Below are 22,181 nucleotides of genomic sequence, written 5' to 3' on the forward strand. Positions count from 1 at the left end.
AAAGTAGATAAAAAAGGGTTTCACGCCGATTGGAAAATATTGGACATTAATCGCTCCTTCTCCCAACAATATAGTACTAAAATACCTAATCTAAACGAATACTCCTTTGGCGTAAAACTAATTGAAACCGTGGATGAGTACCAACAAAACGAACGCGCGTCCAAGTATGGTTTTCTGGTAATTGGCTTAACGTTTTTAATCTTCTTTCTGATTCAATCCATTAGCAAAATCAACATTCATATTTTCCAATATTCTATGATTGGTATTGCGCTTATCATGTTCTATACGTTGTTGATTTCCATTACAGAACATAGTAGTTTCACTTTAGCTTATGCCATTGCAGGAACAGCAGTTGTAGCGTTGATTACGCTGTATTCCATTTCCATTTTAAAGAATAGAAAATTCCCAATATTCATCGGAATCTCACTTTCGGTGTTGTATACTTTCATCTTTGTGATTATCCAACTGGAAGATTATGCGCTATTGGTGGGTAGTATCGGTTTGTTCCTAATTCTCGCTGCGGTAATGTATTTCTCCAGAAAAATTGATTGGGGAAAATAAATCCATAAAAAAACTCCGAAAGCATAATCATCTTTCGGAGTTTTTATTTTAACTGCAAACACTATTAATGTCCGCCACTTATTTTTTTATCAAAGTCGATTCCTTGTTCTTTTAAAATACCGGTTACTTTCCATGCATAGAAAGCTAAATAAGCAAAGCACAAAACACCAACGATATAACTAGAATGAATACTTACCACATCGGCAACATAACCTTGCAACAAACTCACAAATCCGCCACCCATAATCATCATAATTAAGAAGCTGCTTCCTTGACTGGTGTGTTTCCCTAATCCGCTTATTGCTAAAGTAAAGATACACGGCCAAAGTGTACTACAGAATAATCCAACCGAAGTAAAGGCATAAACGCTCGTCATTCCAGTTGTTGCCATTCCAACTAATAAAGCGACGATTCCTAAAATGGAGAATATCAATAACATTCGAGCCGGATTTCCTTTGCTAGCCATATCAGCAGCTATCAAAACTAAAATGATTACAGCATAAATATAAAAGTGCGACAAATCGTGATCCATGAATTTATTCACCGCAAGGAAAACTCCAAAAGCTAAATAAGGTGCCAAAAAGCGTAAGTACTTTTGTGTATTCATATTATCTGTAAAAGCTTCAACCGCACCAGTCCATCGACCAATCATTAAACTCGCCCAATATAAAGAGATAAATGGTGCAATATCTTTGGTTTGAAATCCTAAATTACCTTCCATATATGCCGGTAAGTTACTTGCTGTAGAAACTTCTACCCCAACATAAACAAAGATTCCAATCATTCCTAAAATCAATTGAGGATATTTTAATGCTGAACTGCGGCTTGCATTAGAATCGCCTTCAGCTTCAACTACAGCTGCTGGTTTATCCGGAATTGAAGACATTTTAAGCATAACAGCTACTATTAAAAAAGCGGCTCCTAAAACTAAATATGGCGTTTTTACACTTTCAATACTCATTTCGGTATTCGTAGAAGTTGCGGCTCCAAAAATGGCAAAACTCACAATTAGCGGCCCAATGGTAGTTCCTAAATTGTTGATTCCTCCGGCTAATGTTAATCGTTGAGAACCTGTTGTTATTGGTCCCAATGCAATAGCTAATGGGTTGGCTACCGTTTGTTGCAAAGAGAATCCCAAAGCCACCGTGAATAATCCAGAAAGCATTAAAGGAAATGAATGCATATTCGCTGCAGGATAAAACAATAGTGTACCTAAAGCCGAAATCACTAATCCTAAGGCTAACGAATTTTTATACCCAATTCTATTGATTAAATCTCCTTTTGTCAAATAGGAAATAATCATATAAATGATTGAACCTACTGTATAAGCAACGTAGAAAGCAACTGAGACCAACTGACTTTGTCCTTGGGTTAAATCAAATGCTTTTCTAAAAACTGGAATTAAAATGTCATTACTGGCGGCAACAAATCCCCAAAAGAAGAAAACGGTTACTAAGGGAATAAATTGCGCCCAATTGGTTTTTGCGGTTGATGTACTCATAAGTTGGTTTGGTGTTGGTTAATTATTATTGTTTAAATTAATTTATAAAAGTCGTTAATTGAATTGTAACTTATAACTTTATTTTCATTTTTATTCTGCTTTTTTAATTTCACTTTTTGGTCCTATTCCATTATTATTAAAAGCTTCTATTTGAAAATAATACGCATCCGATTTATCTAATCCGTTAAAGTAATATTCTGATTTTCCATAAACCATAATCGAACCGTATAATTTGTCTGCTGTTTTTCCAAAATAAACCACATACCCATCAGCATTTGGCTCTTGTTGCCATTTGAACCAAACATTTCTACGTTCTCCTTTAACCTTTGGACCTGAACGCAACGGAACAAAATTCTGAACCGCAGCGGGATTCTCTCCTGCTCCTTTTCCAAAAACCCTAAAACCGCTTAACGCGAATTTCCCCGTTGGCATTTGAATATTCTCCAATTTAAGAAAACGTGCAGTTGATGGGGTTTGAAGTTCTACATAATCATGAGGAACATCAATTGTGTTTTTACTTTTATCTACTAAAAACTTCCATTTTTTTCCATCGTCAGAAGAATAGATAATGTACTTGTGTCCAGTAGTCGTTTCCGGTTTCCCCATCAATTCAGCATCTTGATCGGCATAGTTAATTTGGATGGCATTGATAGTGCTTACTTCTCCTAAATCAGAAATGAAATATTCTCCTTTGTTTGCCGTTTTGGCACTCCAATACGTTTTGATATCTTCATCTACGGAAAGATTAGCTTGAAATCCTCCAAGTGTTGATGAAACTTGCACCGGTTTGTTATAGTTTAATAACATCCAACCTGAAAAATTGGAATCCAAATGGTTTTTATTTTGCGAAGGCAAATACGTCGGATAATCGCCATACGCTGTATTAGAATACAAAACACCATCATTGTCAAAACCCGCTGGCCAAATTCCGATGCGTCGTTCAAAATTATTTTTTACACAAATACCAATCGTGGAAACATGCCAGTATTGATTATTGGCATCCTGAAAAGTTGCTCCATGTCCGGCACCGCGTGCAAAACCTCCTGGCTTATAAGAAAACGGATTGTGGGATTGGTATTCAAATGGCCCGAGTGGATTGTTGCCAACATAAACGCCATCAGCATAACCGCTAAACTCCGTTCCTGGTGCGCCATATTGGAGATAATACTTATTGTTATACTTGGTCATAAAAGCACCTTCGGTAAAGGGTTGCAAAAAGGTATTATCGTTGTGTTCACCAAAACGTTCCCAACCGTGTACATCATCATTCAAAGCTAAAACCGGAATGACTTCGCCTTCGGGTTGGAATGTTTTTCTGTTAAGTTTTACGCCATACAAAGGATACAAATTACTCGAACCATGATATTCATAAAGTTCATCTTTGTCTTTGTCCCAAAAAATTTGGGGATCCCAAGCTCCGGTTTGATGATTATCAACCAATTTTTTCCAAGAATCTTTTTCGGGATTTTTACTCATCCATAAAGCAAATTCTTTGGTATGTGTTGAGCCAATTACCATCAGAGTGTCATTGACAAAAGACAAAGAAGGCGCACATAATTCATCCCAAACTTTATTCTCTGGCTTTAAAAATTTTCTTGAAATAAACTTCCAATTCAACATGTCTTTACTATGCCAATAACCCCATTGATTAGTAGCAAAAAGATAATATTCTCCTTTGAAAAAAGTAATGACCGGATCGGCTGTAGCCCTATGTTTTCCTTGTTTTACAAAATCAGGAATCGGACAATATCCATAATCTATGTTAATCGGATTGCAATACGTTTTTTGCTGCGAAAAACTACTTTCCACAATCAATACCAAAAACATTAAAGCAATACTTTTTTTCATTTAAATTTTAGTTGACTGGTTCCAAACTAACGGCAGCACCACCACCACCAGCTAAAACCAATTTCAGTTTGCTTTTAGAAGTTACAGTCAGAGTTTTAATTTCATAATTGATTGGATTCTTCTCCCAATGCGCTGCTTTACCATCTTGATAAATGATGGCTTTGTATTTTTTATTTGGTGAAAGAAAATCAAGTTTGATTTCGGTATTTCTTGGATTTTCATCAGTAATCGCTCCCAAAAACCACTTTTCTGAATTTTTATCTTTACGAGCAACGGTCAAATAATCACCTGGTTCAGCTTCTAAATATTTTGAATCCTGCCAATCAACAGCTACCTCTTTTATAAACTGAAACGCGTCTGCATATTTTTCATAATTTTCGGGTAAATCAGCAGCCATTTGCAACGGAGAATACATCGTTACATATAAGGCTAATTGTTTTGCCAAAGTAGTATGCACCTGAGCTGTTTTGGTTTTGTCATAAAAACTCATTTTGATTTCAAAAATTCCCGGTGTGTAATCCATCGGTCCACCTAACAATCTTGTAAAAGGTAAAATGGTTTCATGCATTGGTGGATTTCCATTACTCCATGCATTGAACTCATTGCCTCTTGCCGCTTCTGCCGCTATATAGTTTGGATACGTTCTGCTGTAACCTGTTGGTCTTGAACTTTCGTGCGAGTTCACCATCAGTTTATTTTCTGCCATTCGTTGCGCCACATAATTAAAATGATTCACCATTGTTTGACCATCGTGAAATTCGCCACGCGGAATAATTCTGCCCACATAACCTGACTTCACAGCAGGATAACCATACTTTTTCATCAAATCCATCGCTCTGTCTAAATGTCTTTCATAATTAGCCACCGAACCCGAAGTTTCGTGATGCATAATCATTTTGATTCCTTTAGATTTGGCATAATCATTAACGGCTTTCAAATCAAAATCGGGATAAGGTGTTGTAAAATCGAATACATTTTCTTTCCAGTTTCCAAACCAATCTTCCCAACCTACATTCCATCCTTCAACCAATACGCCATCAAATCCGTTTTTGGCCGCAAAATCAATATAATGTTTTGTGTTTTCAGTCGTGGCTCCGTGCTTTCCTGTTGGGATTAATTTTCCATCAGCAGCGTTTTGTGCATTTTGTGAACCGGCAAAGTCCCAAGTAGATTTTCCAACATGCATTTCCCACCAAACACCAACATATTTCATTGGTTTTATCCAAGAAGCATCTTCGATTTTGGATGGTTCATTTAAGTTTAAAATTATTTTGGAACCAACGATATCTCGAGCATCATTGCTTACCATTATCGTTCTCCAAGGCGAAACACAAGGTGTTTGCAAATAGGCTTTATATCCAATAGCATTTGGAACTAAATGTGATGTTAGTTTAAACTCGTTTGGAACCAAATCTAAGTGCATAACAGGGTAATTAATCACAGCTGCTTCAAAAATATTGATGTACAAACCGTCGGCTGATTTCATCATCAATGGTGATTGAATGACGTATTTTCCGGCTATGCTTTTTAAATTAATACCATTATTTTTATCGATATTATCTGTGCTTACTTCAGAAAGTTTTGATTCGGTATACGCATATTCTTGGCTATCAAAATCGCCAGGAAGCCAAAACGTTTTGTGATTACCGGTTAAATTAAATTCTGATTTTTCATCTGAAATAATAAAATAGTTTAAGTTTTTTTGTTTTGGAAATTCATAACGAAAAGCCACACCTTCATCAAAAGCTTTGAAAGTAATATTGATTTTTCTTCCAGTTGCTTTTTGCGAAAGCGCAATAGTGAGTTCGTTGTAGTTATTTTTGATGTTGGTTTGTTCTCCCAGAACTGGCTTCCAAGTTTCGTTAATAGTCCATTGGCCAACGCTATCGATACTAAAACCATCCATTAAGTCGCCACCTTCTTTTAGTTTTATGCCTAATCTGCTTGTAGCAATTACTGGCTTATTTTTATAGGTTGCCGAATACGTTGGTTTTCCATTTTCGATTAATTTAAAATCGAGTGTAATTTGTTTTGATGGAGACTGAACGGTTTGTGCATTGCTAAAAAACACTAACAACAAAAATGAAATAGCAATATATTTTTTCATAGACGATATTTTTTATAAAGATAAAAAGAACGTTTAATATTAAAAAAAACCTCTAGCAATGACTAAAGAGTTTTTCTCAAAGTGCATAAAAAAACTTATTGACCTAACTCAAACAAAGTTTTTAACTCAGCGTTGGAATTGCTTCCAACAAATATTTCAAATTCACCTGGTTCTGCAACAAATTGTAAATCTGCATTATAGAATTTTAAATCTTCTGCTGTAATTTGAAATGTTACGGTTTGCTTTTCTCCCTTTTTGATTGTTATTTTTTGAAAGCCTTTTAATTCTCTAACTGGTCTTGTAACTGAACCAACCAAATCTCTAATGTATAATTGCACCACTTCTTTTCCGTCAAAATTTCCGGTATTGGCAATATCAACAGTAACTTTTAAAGTTTCTGATAGTGAAATTTTAGCTGATGAAATTTTCAAATTTGAATACTCAAAAGTGGTATAACTTAGTCCGTATCCGAAAGGAAACAACGGTTCATTTCTTTCGTCAATATAATTAGATTTGAATTTTTCAAAAACGCCATCCTTATTATCTAAAGGTCTTCCTGTGTTTTTATGATTATAATAAATGGGTACTTGCCCTAAACTCCTTGGAAAAGTTATAGTTAATTTTCCTGATGGATTTTCATCTCCAAACAAAACATCGGCAATAGCCAAACCTGCTTCACTTCCTGCAAACCATACATCTAATATGGCTGGTACAGTTTCATTTTCCTGATTTAAAACTAATGGTCTTCCATTAAATAAAACCAAAACAACCGGCTTTCCTGTTTTTAATAAAGCTTGCAGTAACTCCTTTTGAACCTTCGGGATTTCAAGATTGGTTCTGCTGCTACATTCCCCACTGAATTCGGCAGATTCACCTAGTGCAGCAACAATAACATCTGATTGATTAGCAATAATCAATGCTTCATTTAACAATTCTTCTTTAGTTCTGCTATCTCTATGCAGGGTTTTACCAAACATAGTAGCTCTTTCTTCAAGAGCTGCATCATCATCAAGATTGCTGCCTTTAGCATATACTATTTTGGCAGAAACCCCAACCACAGCTTTTATACCTGCCAATAATGAAACCGAATTTTCCTGTTTAGTTGCCACACTCCAAGTTCCTGCCATATTTTCTTTGGCGTCAGCCAATGGTCCAATAAGAGCAATTGTCCCAGATTTTTTTAAAGGTAAAAGTTGATTTTTATTTTTTAATAAAACCATAGATTCTCGAGCTGTTTTTCTAGCTTCTGTTCTATTAGATTGAGTAAAAATTTCTGTTTTTGCTCTTTCTAAATCACAATATTTATATGGATCTTGAAATAACCCTAAATCGTATTTTGCATTGAGAATTAATCGAACAGCATTATCAATTTGTGCCAAAGTTACTTTACCTTCCTCAAGCGATTTTTTCAGTGTGGTTAGAAAACCTTCTCCAACCATATCCATTTCAATACCAGCTTTTAATGCTAATGCGGAAACGGTTTGCAAATCGCCTATACCGTGTTCCGACATTTCAGGTATTGCTGTGTAATCGGTAACAACAAAGCCTTTGAAATTCCATTGATTTCTTAAAACATCAGTCATCAACCATTTATTACATGTAGCTGGAATTCCATCAATTTCATTGAAAGAGGCCATAACCGAACCTACTCCGGCTTCGACAGCAGCTTTATAGGGCGGAAAATATTCGTTGTACATTTTAATTCTACTCATGTCAACCGTGTTGTATTCTCGTCCTGCTTCTGGCGCACCATAAAGAGCAAAATGTTTTACACAAGATAAAATAGTATTGTTTTTTGATAAATCATCACCTTGATACCCATGAACCATTGCTTTGGCAATTTGACTTCCAAGATAGGGATCTTCACCCGAACCTTCGGAAACTCTTCCCCAGCGTGGTTCACGAGAAATATCAACCATAGGTGAAAATGTCCAGTTGATTCCATCTGCGCTAGCTTCCTGTGCAGCTATTTGTGCGCTTCGTTTTATCAAATCCATATTCCAACTAGAGGATAAACCTAGCGGAATTGGGAATGTAGTTTCGTATCCATGAATTACATCCATACCAAAAAGCAGTGGAATTTTTAGACGGCTTTTCTCTACTGCAATTCTTTGAACTTCTTTTATTTTTTGAACTGATTTTATGTTGAATAAGCCACCTACTTTTCCTTCTTCAATTTTTTTGGCGATGTTAGAACTGTTGGCTTGACCTGTAGTAATATCTCCGGATGTTGGTAAATTTAGTTGCCCTATTTTTTCATCCAAGGTCATTTTGGACAGCAAATCGGAAACAAAAATTTCTTTTGGAGCTATTGGTATTACTTTTTTACTTTTTTGAGCAAAGGAAGAAACCATTCCAAAAAAGGTGAATACTAGTATGGCAAATTTTATTTTCATTATTTTATAGTATCGTTTTTAACTTGTTGGAACATCCAATCATAAATTTCCTGGTTGTCGTAAACTCGTGTCCAACAGTCGTGATTATCTTCATCAAAAATAGTTAATTTCACATTAGTAGCATTGCAGGCTTTTAATAATTTATACATACTAATTGGATAATATGGATTTACGACATCATCGAGCAATCCATGAAAAATTCGAATAGGGATGTCTTTTAATTTACAAGCATAATCTTGTTCATTCAAATCCACATAACTTGAAATGGGAACTATTGCTGCAAATAACTCTGGATGCAATAATGCCAGATTCCATGTTGCCCAACCACCTGAACTTAATCCGGTGAGGTAAATTTTATTACTGTCTATAGTATTCTCTTTTTGAATTTTTAAAATTAACCTGTACAAGGTTTCTGAATTGAAGGATTCATTTTCCGGACATTGTGGCGCCAGTACATAAGCATCTAATTTGTGAGATTTTAAAAAATTGAATGGTCCGTGAATTTTTACTTTTTCAACATCGGTTCCTTTTTCTCCATCACCAATAAGGAAAATAATTAATGGTTTTTTTTCTTTAGTATTTTGTGGCTTATGGAGTAAATATTTATAGGTATATGGTGTATGAATCTCAGTGCTAAAACTTCCTTCAATGTCTTGCGATAAAACAATGCAAGGAAAGCTCATTAAAAAAATAATAAGTAGAATTTTGATTTTCATAATTCAAAAATACTTTTTAAAATCCGTGTTGTGTTGATGAAAATCCTAAATTTTGAAGTCCGGTTTGCACTTCTGGTGCCTGCATGAATAAATTCCAAAGCAAACCAGTTCTGTAATTTTCTATCATGGGAACGATTGTACCTTGATCGATAGCTAAATATCTTGGTGTAACCCAATCATAATGTGGGGAAAAGGCGTCATAAGGTCCGGCTACTCCTATTAATCTGTCTTTCCATTCTGAATTTTCGTAAAAGAAACGCAAAGCTTTCATTGATTCTGTTGGCGTATATGGAAAATCAGACAAGGCTGCTGTTGGTGAAATTACGCCTCTATCATTCCCAGGTCTATGATCAGTATAACCTGTTGAGCCATCACTATTTCGGGAATAACTAGCTGTTAAACCCCAGCAATTTTCGTTATAACCGTTCCATGCTAATGGATTGGCGAGGCAATAAGCATTCATTATTTTAGCATGATTTTGTGTCAATGTCCAATAATTTGCATACTGGTCAGACAAACCTCTTGGGTCTAACCCCAAATAGGAATAATGTGCCCAAAACATAGGGCCAACGCCTGAAGTACCATTATAATTAAAGATTTTTGGAAATCCATAATTTGTTGCAGCGCTAACAATATTTCCGTTTCTTGACCAACCTTCAGTATAGGGAGCAACAGGAATGGCGTGTGTGGGCGATGAAGCTCCCATAACGTATGTAATTAAACATTCATTATAACCTTCAAGTTTGAAATTTTTTATCCACGCGAAATTTGGTGACCAATGCCAATACATGACATTTTCTCCTTTGGTGTACCAATTCCATTCTACTCCTTTCCAAAGATTATCTGCTTTTAAGGCAAGTGCTTGTTCTTCGGCAGTACCATTTTTGAAATACTCTCTGACACAAATTAAACCTTGACATAAAAAGGAAGTTTCCACTATATCTCCCCCATCATCATCTGCTCCAAATGGAACTACATACCCATTAGTACCGTTAATCCAATGAGACCATGCCCCATGAAAACGGTCTGCATTTTCTAAAAAGCTTAGTGCAGTATTAAGTCGTGTTAAGGCTTCTGCTCTTGGAACAAAACCTCTTTCAATTCCAACTAAAATTGTCATTAATCCAAAACCTGATCCACCAGTAGTGACCAAATTAGCATCTGTATTAATATCATTTACATGATATCTTTCTCGGGCTAATTTTGAATTGGTTTCTGCATAATCCCAAAAATATTTCAACGCATCTTTTTGAACTAAATCCAATAATTGCTCGTCCGTTAATTGCTCTTCTGAAGGAACATCATTCGATTGATTCGAACACGAGCAAGAAACCAAGAGAAACTGTAATACTATTAATGACCTAAGCAGTGTGTTCATGATATGAGTGTTGATTTATTTTTATTTTATAAAAAAACCTAATAGATTAGTCTACCTATTAGGTTTTTTTAGAATGGAAATATTATCTTCCTACTAATTCTAACTCATATAATGAGTTGACATCTGCTGCTGATAAAGCTTTTTTCCACACTCTGATTTCGTCTACACTACCTGTCATTGGTTTATTCCAAGTATCAGATGTAGTATCAACGTTTCCAAATCCTCCAATTACAGGTGATGTAGGAGTGTCAAAAATAATTGAAGTATTTGAGCCTCTAACTTCAAACGCTGGATTTGAAGATTTCACTCCATTGATATAAACAATAAATTTATTAGTTGTACCATCCCATGTAGCAACAACATGAGCCCATGTTCTAGCAACTGCAATCGGACGAGCAACATGTTTGTTAGGTGTAACTAAATTGTCAGCTATCATCCAAGGCTCTAAATGCAATAGGTTTTCATAAGCTTGACCATCAGAAGCTGCTGTTCTAAAACCGCTTTTAAAAACAATAGAGTCGTTTACCATTCCGCTTGCTTCTACTGCTGGTCGTTGTCCAGTTTCAGCATACAAGTTTAAATTTCCTTCCCATTCGCCAGGACGAGTTAATGATAAAAGTACTGAAACAGAACCTGTTGTAGGTGTCTGGTTGTTTGTAAGTTTAGCCCAAGCGCTAATGGTATATGCATTCATTGGTCCAGTCAAAGCTGCTATAGAAGGATATTTCATATAACCATTCGTGAGTTTTGCACCTTGCCCTTTAATTCCATCTTCATAAGTTGCACCAACTGTACTAGTTGGTGACGTGTTGGATTTACTTTCTTTACCATTCCCATTTAAAGGCCAATAGGCAACTAAGTCCGCTTCTCCAACTTGGCCTGCATTATCATATCCTCCAATTGGTGGTAATGAACTGCCTGAGTCACTACTACAGCTTGTAAATGATGCAAATGCTAAAGAAAATGCAAATGCCGATACTAAAATTTTGTTTGTTTTCATGATTTAAAATATTTAATTATTAAGTTTATATAAATGTTAATGTTACTATTAATAGCCTGGATTTTGTGTTAAACGGTTATCGCTTGCAATAATTTGGTCTTGTGGAATTGGAAATAATTCATGTATTCCCACTATAAAGCTTTTTCCATCAAGGCTCATAGCTGTTGGTCCTTGGCCTGTTCTTACAATATCAAACCAGCGGTCATGCTCCATTGCCATTTCGGCTCTTCGTTCTTTAAGAATTGATTGTAGTGTTACCGAAGTTACAGCTGACAATCCGGCCCGAACTCTAATTTCTGAAATTCTGTCAACAGCTTCAGATGTCATTCCAATATGGAAGGCTGCTTCTGCTCTAATCAAAAGAATGTCGCTGTATTTAAGTATTCTCAGATTTTTGGCAGTTTGTCCTCTGTTGCCATCCCATGATTCAGCTACAGTACTTTGGTAGGCTTTATAATTGTATCTTGGATTTGTCCATGTTAGTGGTGCAATAAATCCGTCCCATAATACAGAGGGAACAAACATAACCGTTGCAGCTTTTCGAAGATCTCCCGCTTCATAGGAGTTTACTAAAGTTAATGACGGCGTATTAAACCCCCATCCTAAATCGGGTGTTCCTCTTGGTCCTTGCACATTGGTATAATCAATAAGTCCTTTTGTTAGTGTGGCTTGCACTTCGTAGATGGATTCAGAACTGTTTTCACCAACTTCTCTCCATACATCAGCATAATTTGGGAGCAATGCATATTGACCTGATGACATCACTAATCCTGACACGTCGTAAGCTTGTTGCCATTTTTCCTGATATAAATAGGCTTTTGCTAAAAGGGCCTGAGCTGCTCCTTTACTTGCTCTGCCTAAATCATTGGTTGCATAAACACTTTTAAGAGGTAATCTCTCTATTGCATCTAATAAATCTTCCTCTATTTGTGCATACGTTTCTTGCTTGGTTTTTCGGGTGTAAACAATAGTATTAATGGCGTCTGAATCATTAATGTCAATTTTAGTTGTAACTAAAGGTACACCTCCAAAGCATCGTACTAAATCAAAATAAGACAAGGCTCTCAAAAATTTTACTTCTCCTATGAATCGGTTTTTCTGAGTTTCATCAATATCAAATTGTTCCAAATAGAAAAGTGCCGTATTAGCTCTCCCTATTAACTGATATCTGCCTTCCCAAACATCACTGAATGAAATACTGCTTGATGTAAATGTCAGATTATCCATTTTGCCTTTATCAACTCCGCTATCAGAAGGTGTTGATCCTTTATCAGCATCATCAGAGATTATGCTGGTAATGCCAATCCATGAGAAGGAATACATGTTGTAATCTAACTGTTTGCTATAAACACCGTTAACTAATTGGATTGCGTTATTAGGATCTTTCAAAAAATCATCTACATTTTGAACGTCATTGGGTTCCACATTCAAATCGTCTTCACACGAGATGAGAGTTAATGTTAAAAATAAAAAAACTATTAGTTTACTATTTACTATATTTTTCATATTACTCTTTTATTAAAAACTTACATTCAAACCAAATAGAAATGTTTTATTGGTTGGATATGCATCCAATTCAATTCCCGCGCTACCCAATGGATCCGCATTATTGCTGCCTGATACTTCAGGCGAATACCCTGAATATTTAGTAAACATAAATGGGTTTATAGCGGTGGCATACACTCTTACCTTATCAATTTTATCAAAGAATTTTGGCAATGTATATCCAAGGGTAATATTATTTATTCTTAAATAAGAACCATCTTCAACATAATAAGTTGATGCAATAGGTACTTCATTGAACGGTGCCGGATTTGCGCCGTTTGGTGTTGATGGTGTCCAAAAACTATCTAGGTAATCGGATTCAATATTCTCACCTCCAAAACGTTGTGCTTTTTTTCCGTTGTACACTTTGTTACCTCCAACACCATAAGCATCGGTTGAAAAATCAAAGTTTTTATAGTTTATTCCAAAACTCAAACCATAAGTATAGGTTGGCAAATACGAACCCGCTACCACTCTTTCGTTGCTATAAGTAAAGTTACCATCTGAATTTTTCCCGGTAACTTGATACACATAGAAACTCCCTAAAGCTTCTCCAACAAGTACTTGCTTTGTCCATTGACCATTACCCAATCCGCCACCAATTAGAGTCGCGAAATAGGAGTTGTCGGCTTTTACCAATTCGTTTTTATTATAAGAGTAATTTCCTCCTACCCAATAGCTCCAGTTGTCATTTATTTTGGTATCCCATCTCAAAGAAACTTCAACTCCTTTGTTGCTTACATCACCTGTATTTACTACGGTTCGTCCTTCTGAAATAACATCCGGAAGATCAACAGGTAAAATTACATCCAATGATTTTCGGTCATACAAATCAATTGTTCCTGATAATCTATTTTTCAAAACTTTAAAATCAATACCAAAATCAAGTTCCTGCATCGTTTCCCATGTTAAATTTGGATCGACAGCATAAGGCTGGTAACTTCCGGGAGCAATATTTTGGGTACTCCCCAAAGCATAATTTGCTCCTGATGAAAAAATTGGAACGTTTAAAGAATTCAATGAATTTGCATTTCCGATTTCGCCATAACCACCACGTACTTTTAAGAAGTTTATGAACTTATTGTTCTCCATAAATTTTTCTTCACTTACCAACCAACCAGCGGATATAGAAGGGAAAACTCCCCAATTTTTACCTCCTTGGAATATACTTGTTCCTTCTCTTCTTATGGTAGCTGAAACCAAGTACTTTCCGTTATATTCATATTCTAATCTTCCAAAATAGGCTAATGACACTACAGGTGTATCGCGATGATTAGTGACAACAGCGCCTGGTGCAGTAGGCGTATTAAAAGAAGATAAATCAAAAGACCAATAGTTAGATTGTGCCGGAACGTTAAATCGTGTTCCTTCTAAGTTTTCAAAATCCTTTTTAGTCGTTCTTGACATACCCACCACAGCAGTTACATCGTGCTTGCCAAAAGTTCTTTTAAATGTTAGATAGTTATCCCAATTGAATTCGTAATAATCGCTTCTTTTTTGGGTCAGTGTATTGTATTTAATTTCATTGGTGCCAAATGAAGCTTCGTAGTCCTCGATGCTACTGGTTGCATTTTGTGAAAGATAAATTTGATCGTTTGGAATATAGGAAAACCCTTTATAGTTATTGTAGCTAGCGCCAAAATTAGAGGTGTAAGTAAAGTCTTTGGAGAGTTTTAGTTCGGCTGAAATAGAACCAAATAATGTCACATCTTTATTCTGGTCATTTGTGTAATACAATTGTGCAACCGGATTTCCAACATTATTAAAACGGTCGCTACCATTAATATCAATAAGACCCGTAGTCGGATTTCTTAACGGAACTCCCCATCTTCCATTGTCAAACTTAACCGGAACAATAGGCGATTGCTTATAAGCATTCGTAAAAGCACTTAATGGTTTTGTGTTGTTTCGAGCAATTGTTAAGTTTATGTTTTGTGAAATTTTTAATTTTTTGTCAATTAATTTAAATTCATTGCGGGAGTTAATATTATTTCTTTCATATTCTGTTCCCATTAAAATACCCTTTTCCTTATAATTTGTAGCGGCAAAATAATAACTCGCATTTTCATTTGCACCCGAAATAGAAATATGATTATTTATTACTTCACCAGTATCCGTTATTTCATCCAACCAGTTTGTATTATAGGGCTGATCAAAACTGTAATAAGATGAGGAACCTGCAGCAGTATTATTGTAATAGGCAAAACGATAAGAATCTGCCATATCCACATTTTTCTGAATAAATTTTTGGCCGTAATAAGAATCATAAGAAACTTTGATTTGCCCTAATTTTCCCTTTTTGGTAGTAATAATAACAACGCCATTTGCACCTTTTTGACCGTAGATTGCTAATGATGAAGCATCTTTTAGAATATCAATTGTTGCAATTTCGTTTGGACTTAATCCATTCAGGCTAGTCTCAATTCCATCCACAACATATAACGGATCACGACCTCCAAGTATAGTTCCCAAACCTCTAATGCGTATAGAAGGATTAGCTCCAGGTTCATCGTTTGTTACGATGTTAACACCGGCAGCTTTACCTTGTATTGCCTGTATTGGCGATTGAGCAGCTGTTTTAATTATATCTGCTGCTTTTATTTGTACAACTGATCCAGTAACAGAACCCATCTTTTTTGTTCCGTAACCAATAACAACAACTTCATTTAAATTGTTTGCCTCTGTTTTCAGAACAACAGTCATGGATTCATTAGCTCCTTTTTTAGTAATAGTTTCATAACCTATAAAGGAAAAATTGATAACATCCCCAACATTTGCATCGATTGAGAATTTTCCATCTATGCCTGACACTGCTGATTTACCTGAGGCTTGTACTATGATATTAACACCTGGTAGAGGCTGATTTGTGTCATCAATTACTACTCCGCTTATTGTTTGTGAATTAGCGATTGAAGTAACTAAAAAGAATAAGAAAAAACTAAAGGTGCCTTTCATAAAATAATGTTTTGGTTTGATAAGGCTAATTTAGTCAATTACATCGTTATAGTTGTTATATAATAATCACAACAAAATTACATCAAAACAAATTAATATTATTTTAAATTCTTATATAACAGTTATTTAAGTTGTAATTACATTGCAAAAAACACATCTAATAAATAAATATTTGATGTAGTTGTGATGAGTTACAAAACGATAAAAAAAGTGGTGAATTATTCTAATATTGATAAAAATAAACAAAAATTATAAGTTTATCATAAATTTAGAGAGGTTGACATCCTGATTAAGTTCTAATTTCTTTCTTAATCTGTAGCGATGAAGTTCTACACCTCTAAATGAAATATTCATCAACGGTGCAATTTCTTTAGAAGATAAATTCATTTTTAGATAGATGCAAAGCTTAATATCCTTTGAAGTTAATTGAGAATAGTTATGTGTAAGCTTATGTACAAAATCTTCATGGCTTTGCATTAGATTTTTCTCAAAGCTTTGCCACTCATTTTTATTGATTGAATTAATCTTGATTGACTTTTTGATTTTGTTCTTAAGTAGATTTATATCACTTTCATTATCTAAAATACTTTGAATGGTGTCAATCATTTCCGACTGTTTTGCAATCGAAAGTGATTTACCCGCTACCTCTGAAGCTTTCGTTTGCACCTGCATTTCCAATATGTGTTTGTCATATTCCTGCATCTTCAGTTTGTTTTCGGCAATGAGTTCTAATTGCAGAATTTGCTTTTGATGCTTAAGTTCTTCTTCTTTCAATTTTAACTTTTCAAAATATCGTATTTTGTTCCATTTATAATACAAATAAAAACTACCTGAAATTATCAGTATATAAATAAAAATCATCACCAAAGAGAAATACCAGGGTTTATCTACATTAAATTGGTAATCATCAACCTGGATAAAACGCTCACCATTATTATAATATACTTTTAAACTTTGGCTGCCACTTGAAAGATTATTTAAAACTATATTTCCCGATTTTACAGGTAGAAAGGTTCTGGAATCATTTAGCTTATAGAACAATCCAAGTCGATTGTAGCCATAATATTCTGAAATGACATCTACTTCGACAGATTGATTGTATTGTATAGAAGTATTATCATCAATCATTTTACCCTGATAAAATGCCTCAATAACAATTTTTTGGCTTTTGGTTTTAGAGTTTTTAAGTGGAAAAGAAAAGAAGCCATCGTCGAGGTTCATCAATAATTGGTTGCCATCTCTAAAAACTTTAGTATCTTGATTAATTATCTTTCCTTCATAATACTTTTCGGGAATTAAATCCCAAATATAGTTGTCACCTATTTGATGAATAACATATAATAATTTATCTTTTAATACAATAAAATTAGAGTTGTTTACCGGAATTATTTCCGAAATAGTAGCAAAGTTTTTATTGAAGATTTTATTCTTTTCCAGCTTATTGGAAATCGAATTAAAGTTGTACCAAACATTGTCTATAAAGAACAAAATTTCATTTTTAAAATTAAAAATTTTCACCCCATAATCATTCCATATTTTGTTTTGGTGCGTAATGTTTTCAACCTTTTCGACTTCATAAAGATTATTAAAGGTAATCCGATACAAACTTCTATAATTATCGACTGCCCAGAGTTCTTTTGGTTTATTCTGCGCTATATTTTTAATGGGTTTGGTTAAATTATCAACGATTTTATATTGCGTAAAATCAATAGGTGAATTGTATATAATAATTCCGGAATAATTAGCTTGAAAATATTTATTATCATAATCACTTTCCTGAAATTTCCATCCTCCACTAATACCATTTACTTTTTTTAGCGCATCATTTTCATAAATAAATGTTCCGTCATTGTGACCAATAATATATTTTGCTCCAATCTTATGAATATCCCAAACCTGTCCTTGAGAGTTTGGCAACAACTGTAGATTTTTATTTTGATATTTAAAAACACCATGATTAGAACCTAACAAATAGCCGTTTTTAATAGCTGCTAATGTATAAACAGAGCCTAAAACACCTGTATTGTCAGAGAAAATTGTATAGGGCGAATTAATTTCGATATGAGAAATCCCATTGTCTAATCCTAACCACAAATCATTTTCTTTGTCAAAACCAATGCAAAGCACCGAATTGTTTATTAGCGAATTGTTTCTATTGATATTCTGATGCGTATTAGATTTTAAATCGACTATATACAAGCCTTTAAAAGCGGTTCCAATAGCCAATCTGTAATCATCAATAAACTTAGCCGTGATGATGATTTCTTTCTTTAATACCGAATTTAGGGAATTATTCCACGGAATCAGCTTTCCGTTTTCTTCTACAAAAACCCCATTTCGTTGGGTAAAAATATAGGTTTGACCTTTATTGGTAGCAATCCCATGGATGATATTGTTTTCCAATCCTTGCCATTTTGTTACCTTTTTAAAAGATTTATTCTCAAACAAATACACTCCGTTAGTAACTGAAGCTAGATAAATGGTATCATTCACAACAAAACAATACGAAATCTGAAACGGAATTCTGGTTTTTACAATTTTGTTGTCTGCATAAACAAAAAGTTCATTAAACGATTGAAAATAAATTTTATTCTGATGCTTAAAAATTTTCCAAATCTCTTCATTGATTGAAGCGCCAGTAAAAAGTTTCTTGTTTCTGCTTAATGAGGTATACTCCATTTTTCCGGAAATTCTTTTCCAATAACCAAATTCATTATAAGAACCTGTATAAACCTTATCACCATCGACAAAAACGGAACGCAGAATAGTTTTATTGGGCAAAGCATATTTCTCCCATTTTACGCCATTATAACGTAAAAAATAATGATTGTTTGCATAATAAAGTGCATTGTCGCTTCCTTGCGCAACACTCCAAACTTGGTTGTCCCCAAAATAATTTGACTTCGTGAAATTTTCTACAAAGGGAAGCTGTTCTTGAGATTGAACTTTACAAATGGATAGTAGCAGTAGAAAATAAAAAAATATCTTTTTCACAAAATTAGATTTGACAATCCAAATGTAAAAAAGATATTGTATTAAACCCCAATTTTATAGGAAACAAACTAATGCAACCAATGGAAAATTAACTATTTCCCATCAACGAAATCCTGAAGATAAGCAAAACGTTCTGTTAGCTTTCCGTTTTCGGTTATTTTGGCGCGTTGCAGAATTCCATCTTTATCATTGTTGAAAAAAGCCGGAATAACGTGTTCCATAAACATTTCGCCAAAACCTTCGCTGGCATCTTTGGGTAATTCACAAGGTAAATTATCAACAGCCATAACCATTATTGAACCCGGATGTGTAAAGGGAACTTCTCTATTTTCGATTGGCAAATAACCATAAAATGGTTCCGCAATCGTTGATGATCTAATCGTGCAGGCAATTGGTCCGTCAACATCACAAGAAATATCGGCAACAACTTTTATTTTACAATCGGATGCTTGAAGCATTTCAAGTGTCAAAATATCAGGCGCGCCGTTTCCGTGAAAATGTCCTGCCATGAAGATATCAGCAACTTTGGAAAAACGCTCAAAATTAGAGCTATAGTCTTGTGGGTTTTTAAAGAAATCGCTGTTATCGTCTGCTACTTTTCCATCAATCCGTTTGTTGTAATCCAAAACATCGATTTGAGTGTAAACTGCTTGTGAGTATATTTTACTTAAGAAATCCTCTGGAGAAACCTGTTTTACTTTTATGCCGTCAAGAATTTCTTTTGCTCCCATTCCAACTTTGCCATGACCAGTCAAAACAATTTTAATGTTTGGCAAGACCTGTCTTTTCAATCGAACAATTAAATCTTCTTTGCTTTGTAGTGTTTCTACTTTTGGCAAATTGAACAACTCATATTTTATTCCGAAGGCTCTAAATCCATTGTAAGCACCAACAATTCCGGCATAACGACCAAAGCCAATCAAACGTCTGTTACTCGCATCTACAATAGTTTCATGGTCATATAGCTCTATCTTTTTTTCTAATATTGCTTGAAGTAATTTTCGGTTATGAACTTGCTTTTTGATGGTATGCGAAAAGAAGAAATACTTCTTATTCGGAATTAAATAATCAACCGGAATTTCTTTTACACCAAAGAAAACATCGCAATCTGAAATATCGTCAGCTACTTCAATTCCTAAGCTTTTATAGGCTTCATCGGTAAAAACCCTGATATCTGAACTTTCAACTTTGACTTTGGCATCGGGATGCTCTTTTTGCAAACGAACTAATTCTTCAGGTGTGAAAACTACTCTTCTATCGGGTGGATTTTTTCTTTCTTTAATAATGCCAAAATTCATCAGTCTCTCTTATTGTTTTTTATTTGTCAGATGCAACGCCTTGAATTATTATCTTACTACTAATTTATTTAGATGGCGTTTCATAGGTGCTTTTTTGTGATGCCAAAAGTAGTAGTAACGAAAACGTTTTCAAAACTTTTTTTGAAAAATAAATTCTACTCCATTTATCGTTGCTATTGATTATTACTACTTTATAAATTTATCATAAATAATTGTGAAAAACCTGTTGATAGCTTTCTTAAAAAGTAATTTTACACCTTTAATGAATAATTATATTTGTTTTTCAATATTATTATAATGACATCCAAAATCAGTCTCTATACTACTCAATTATTAGCTATCATTTTGCTTACTGTTTCTTGTTCCAAGCAAGAGAAGAATGAAGATGCTATTATCAAGATGAATAAAAATGGTATTCCTATTATGCAACCTTTGCAAGAAGAATTACCTGCGCTTACTTCGGCTTATATTAATGACAAAAAATATGGCGTTAGTCGTTATTTCGAAAAAACATGGTCAGAGAAAAACGATAACGTAGCTTTTTTGGTTGCCAAAAATGGTCAGATAATTTATGAAAATTATATGGGCTATGCCAATAAAAGAACAGGGGAAATGATTTCTAAAAACATGCCCTTGCATATTGCTTCTGTGACTAAAGTATTGACTTCAACAGCTGTTCTGATGCTTATCGATGCTAAAAAAATTACCTTAGACCAAAAGGTAAATACGATTATCAAGAACTTTCCTTATCCTGAAGTAACTATTCAAACGCTGCTTAATCACCGTAGCGGCATGAGAAATTATGCTTATTTCACCTTTGAAAAAGGCAATTGGGACAAAAAAGAAACCCTGACCAATGAAGACATTGTAAAGGTTATGGTGGAGAAAGAAATTACGTTAGAAAGACCAACCAACAGCGGATTTGGTTATTGCAATACCAATTACGCAATGCTTGCTATAGTCATTGAAAAAGTTACCGGATTGAAATATCCTGAAGCGATGAAAGAAATGATTTTTGCACCGCTTGGCATGACCAATACCTTTGTTTTTGACATCACCAAAGACCGTGACATGATTGCTCCATCCTATAAAGGAAACAATATGGAAATTGGAATTGATTACCTGGATGGAATTTACGGCGATAAAAACATCTATTCCACTCCGAGAGATTTATTGAAATTCGACAAAGCACGCTATGCTCCTTTTTTCCTGAATCCTGATTTGCTCAAAAAAGTGTATCAAGGATATAGTTATGAAAGCAAAGGAATACGTAATTATGGCTTAGGTATTAGAATGTCAGAGTTTGAAAAAGGTGAACCATTTTATTATCATAACGGTTGGTGGCATGGAAACACTTCCTGTTTTATTAACTTGAGAAAAGAGAAAGTTACAATTATTGTGCTGTCTAATAAGTTTACCAGAAAGACATATCAAGCTAAAAAACTAGCTGCTCTTTTTGGCGATTATCCATTTAAGTTGGATGATGATGGTGAGGAATGATATATTAAAATTCGATCTGAAATATTTTGTACTAACTATTTCGCTTTTGATTATCGAATTGATAATCGCACTATATGTTCATGACAACTTTGTACGTCCTTACTTTGGTGATGTTCTGGTTGTAATTCTGATTTATTGCTTTCTAAAATCTTTTTTAAAATTAAAAGTGCTAACGGCATCAGTATACGTAATGCTATTTGCCTTCACTATAGAATTTCTGCAATACCTGAATATTGTTGAAAAGCTGGAATTGCAAAATTCGAAAATCGCCAGAACCGTTATCGGAACTTCCTTTTCCTGGGCTGATATTATTTCTTATGTTGCAGGAATACTTATTGTGATTTCAATGGAATATTTTCTTCGAAAAAAAACATTACAGTAG

The 22,181-nt window shown here is 34.5% G+C and carries 14 protein-coding genes; 3 read left to right on the plus strand and 11 right to left on the minus strand.

The annotated features are described in order from the left end of the window. Window positions 1–561, plus strand: a 561-nt coding sequence (locus tag RMN97_RS03935; RefSeq protein WP_309613221.1) for an inner membrane CreD family protein, incomplete at its 5' end; no start/stop codon positions are given. 64 nt (window positions 562–625) lie between these two features. Here RMN97_RS03935 and RMN97_RS03940 read toward each other — a convergent pair. The 11 genes from RMN97_RS03940 to RMN97_RS03990 form a co-directional block, all read right to left on the minus strand. Then, window positions 626–2,062, minus strand: coding sequence for an MFS transporter (locus RMN97_RS03940; protein WP_309613222.1), 1,437 nt, complete (start codon window positions 2,060–2,062; stop codon window positions 626–628). A gap of 90 nt (window positions 2,063–2,152) precedes the next feature. Next, window positions 2,153–3,910 (minus strand): family 43 glycosylhydrolase, encoded by a 1,758-nt coding sequence (locus RMN97_RS03945; protein WP_309613223.1) that lies wholly within the window; start codon window positions 3,908–3,910, stop codon window positions 2,153–2,155. Window positions 3,911–3,917: 7 nt separating this feature from the next. After that, complete coding sequence (locus RMN97_RS03950; protein ID WP_309613224.1) at window positions 3,918–6,017, minus strand: glycoside hydrolase family 97 protein; 2,100 nt, start codon at window positions 6,015–6,017, stop codon at window positions 3,918–3,920. A gap of 95 nt (window positions 6,018–6,112) precedes the next feature. Further along, window positions 6,113–8,413, minus strand: a complete 2,301-nt coding sequence (gene bglX, locus RMN97_RS03955; RefSeq protein WP_309613225.1) for a beta-glucosidase BglX — start codon at window positions 8,411–8,413, stop codon at window positions 6,113–6,115. Next, window positions 8,413–9,129 carry a prolyl oligopeptidase family serine peptidase gene (locus tag RMN97_RS03960; protein ID WP_309613226.1) on the minus strand — a complete coding sequence of 239 codons (717 nt, stop codon included), beginning with the start codon at window positions 9,127–9,129 and terminating at the stop codon, window positions 8,413–8,415. The genes bglX and RMN97_RS03960 overlap by 1 nt, the downstream gene beginning before the upstream one ends. A gap of 16 nt (window positions 9,130–9,145) precedes the next feature. Continuing rightward, window positions 9,146–10,507 (minus strand): glucoamylase family protein, encoded by a 1,362-nt coding sequence (locus tag RMN97_RS03965; protein WP_309613227.1) that lies wholly within the window; start codon window positions 10,505–10,507, stop codon window positions 9,146–9,148. A gap of 82 nt (window positions 10,508–10,589) precedes the next feature. Further along, window positions 10,590–11,507 carry a LamG-like jellyroll fold domain-containing protein gene (locus RMN97_RS03970; protein WP_309613228.1) on the minus strand — a complete coding sequence of 306 codons (918 nt, stop codon included), beginning with the start codon at window positions 11,505–11,507 and terminating at the stop codon, window positions 10,590–10,592. A gap of 48 nt (window positions 11,508–11,555) precedes the next feature. Then, entirely contained in the window at window positions 11,556–13,013 is a 1,458-nt protein-coding gene (locus RMN97_RS03975) for a RagB/SusD family nutrient uptake outer membrane protein (RefSeq protein ID WP_309613229.1), read from the minus strand. Between the two features lie 12 nt (window positions 13,014–13,025). After that, the gene (locus tag RMN97_RS03980; protein WP_309613230.1) at window positions 13,026–16,007 is read right to left on the minus strand and encodes a TonB-dependent receptor; all 2,982 of its coding nucleotides are present in this window, start codon (window positions 16,005–16,007) and stop codon (window positions 13,026–13,028) included. A gap of 249 nt (window positions 16,008–16,256) precedes the next feature. Then, window positions 16,257–19,001 (minus strand): histidine kinase, encoded by a 2,745-nt coding sequence (locus tag RMN97_RS03985; RefSeq protein WP_309613231.1) that lies wholly within the window; start codon window positions 18,999–19,001, stop codon window positions 16,257–16,259. A gap of 92 nt (window positions 19,002–19,093) precedes the next feature. Then, entirely contained in the window at window positions 19,094–20,299 is a 1,206-nt protein-coding gene (locus RMN97_RS03990; RefSeq protein WP_309613232.1) for an NAD(P)-dependent oxidoreductase, read from the minus strand. A 297-nt stretch (window positions 20,300–20,596) separates the two neighbouring features. Here RMN97_RS03990 and RMN97_RS03995 point away from each other — a divergent pair, with 297 nt between their 5' ends. Further along, window positions 20,597–21,799 carry a serine hydrolase domain-containing protein gene (locus RMN97_RS03995; RefSeq protein WP_309613233.1) on the plus strand — a complete coding sequence of 401 codons (1,203 nt, stop codon included), beginning with the start codon at window positions 20,597–20,599 and terminating at the stop codon, window positions 21,797–21,799. A 46-nt stretch (window positions 21,800–21,845) separates the two neighbouring features. Then, complete coding sequence (locus RMN97_RS04000) at window positions 21,846–22,181, plus strand: DUF2809 domain-containing protein (protein ID WP_309613234.1); 336 nt, start codon at window positions 21,846–21,848, stop codon at window positions 22,179–22,181.

Origin of the sequence: Flavobacterium sp. (genome assembly GCF_031381455.1) — a bacterium.
Lineage (GTDB): Bacteria > Bacteroidota > Bacteroidia > Flavobacteriales > Flavobacteriaceae > Flavobacterium.

What these genes read in the sequence shown, in the direction of transcription:
- RMN97_RS03940 (WP_309613222.1), bottom strand. Translation starts at nt 2,062, where the DNA reads ATGAGTACATCAACCGCAAAAACCAATTGGGCGCAATTTATTCCCTTA.
- RMN97_RS03945 (WP_309613223.1), bottom strand. Translation starts at nt 3,910, where the DNA reads ATGAAAAAAAGTATTGCTTTAATGTTTTTGGTATTGATTGTGGAAAGT.
- RMN97_RS03950 (WP_309613224.1), bottom strand. Translation starts at nt 6,017, where the DNA reads ATGAAAAAATATATTGCTATTTCATTTTTGTTGTTAGTGTTTTTTAGC.
- bglX (WP_309613225.1), bottom strand. Translation starts at nt 8,413, where the DNA reads ATGAAAATAAAATTTGCCATACTAGTATTCACCTTTTTTGGAATGGTT.
- RMN97_RS03960 (WP_309613226.1), bottom strand. Translation starts at nt 9,129, where the DNA reads ATGAAAATCAAAATTCTACTTATTATTTTTTTAATGAGCTTTCCTTGC.
- RMN97_RS03965 (WP_309613227.1), bottom strand. Translation starts at nt 10,507, where the DNA reads ATGAACACACTGCTTAGGTCATTAATAGTATTACAGTTTCTCTTGGTT.
- RMN97_RS03970 (WP_309613228.1), bottom strand. Translation starts at nt 11,507, where the DNA reads ATGAAAACAAACAAAATTTTAGTATCGGCATTTGCATTTTCTTTAGCA.
- RMN97_RS03975 (WP_309613229.1), bottom strand. Translation starts at nt 13,013, where the DNA reads ATGAAAAATATAGTAAATAGTAAACTAATAGTTTTTTTATTTTTAACA.
- RMN97_RS03980 (WP_309613230.1), bottom strand. Translation starts at nt 16,007, where the DNA reads ATGAAAGGCACCTTTAGTTTTTTCTTATTCTTTTTAGTTACTTCAATC.
- RMN97_RS03990 (WP_309613232.1), bottom strand. Translation starts at nt 20,299, where the DNA reads ATGAATTTTGGCATTATTAAAGAAAGAAAAAATCCACCCGATAGAAGA.
- RMN97_RS03995 (WP_309613233.1), top strand. Translation starts at nt 20,597, where the DNA reads ATGACATCCAAAATCAGTCTCTATACTACTCAATTATTAGCTATCATT.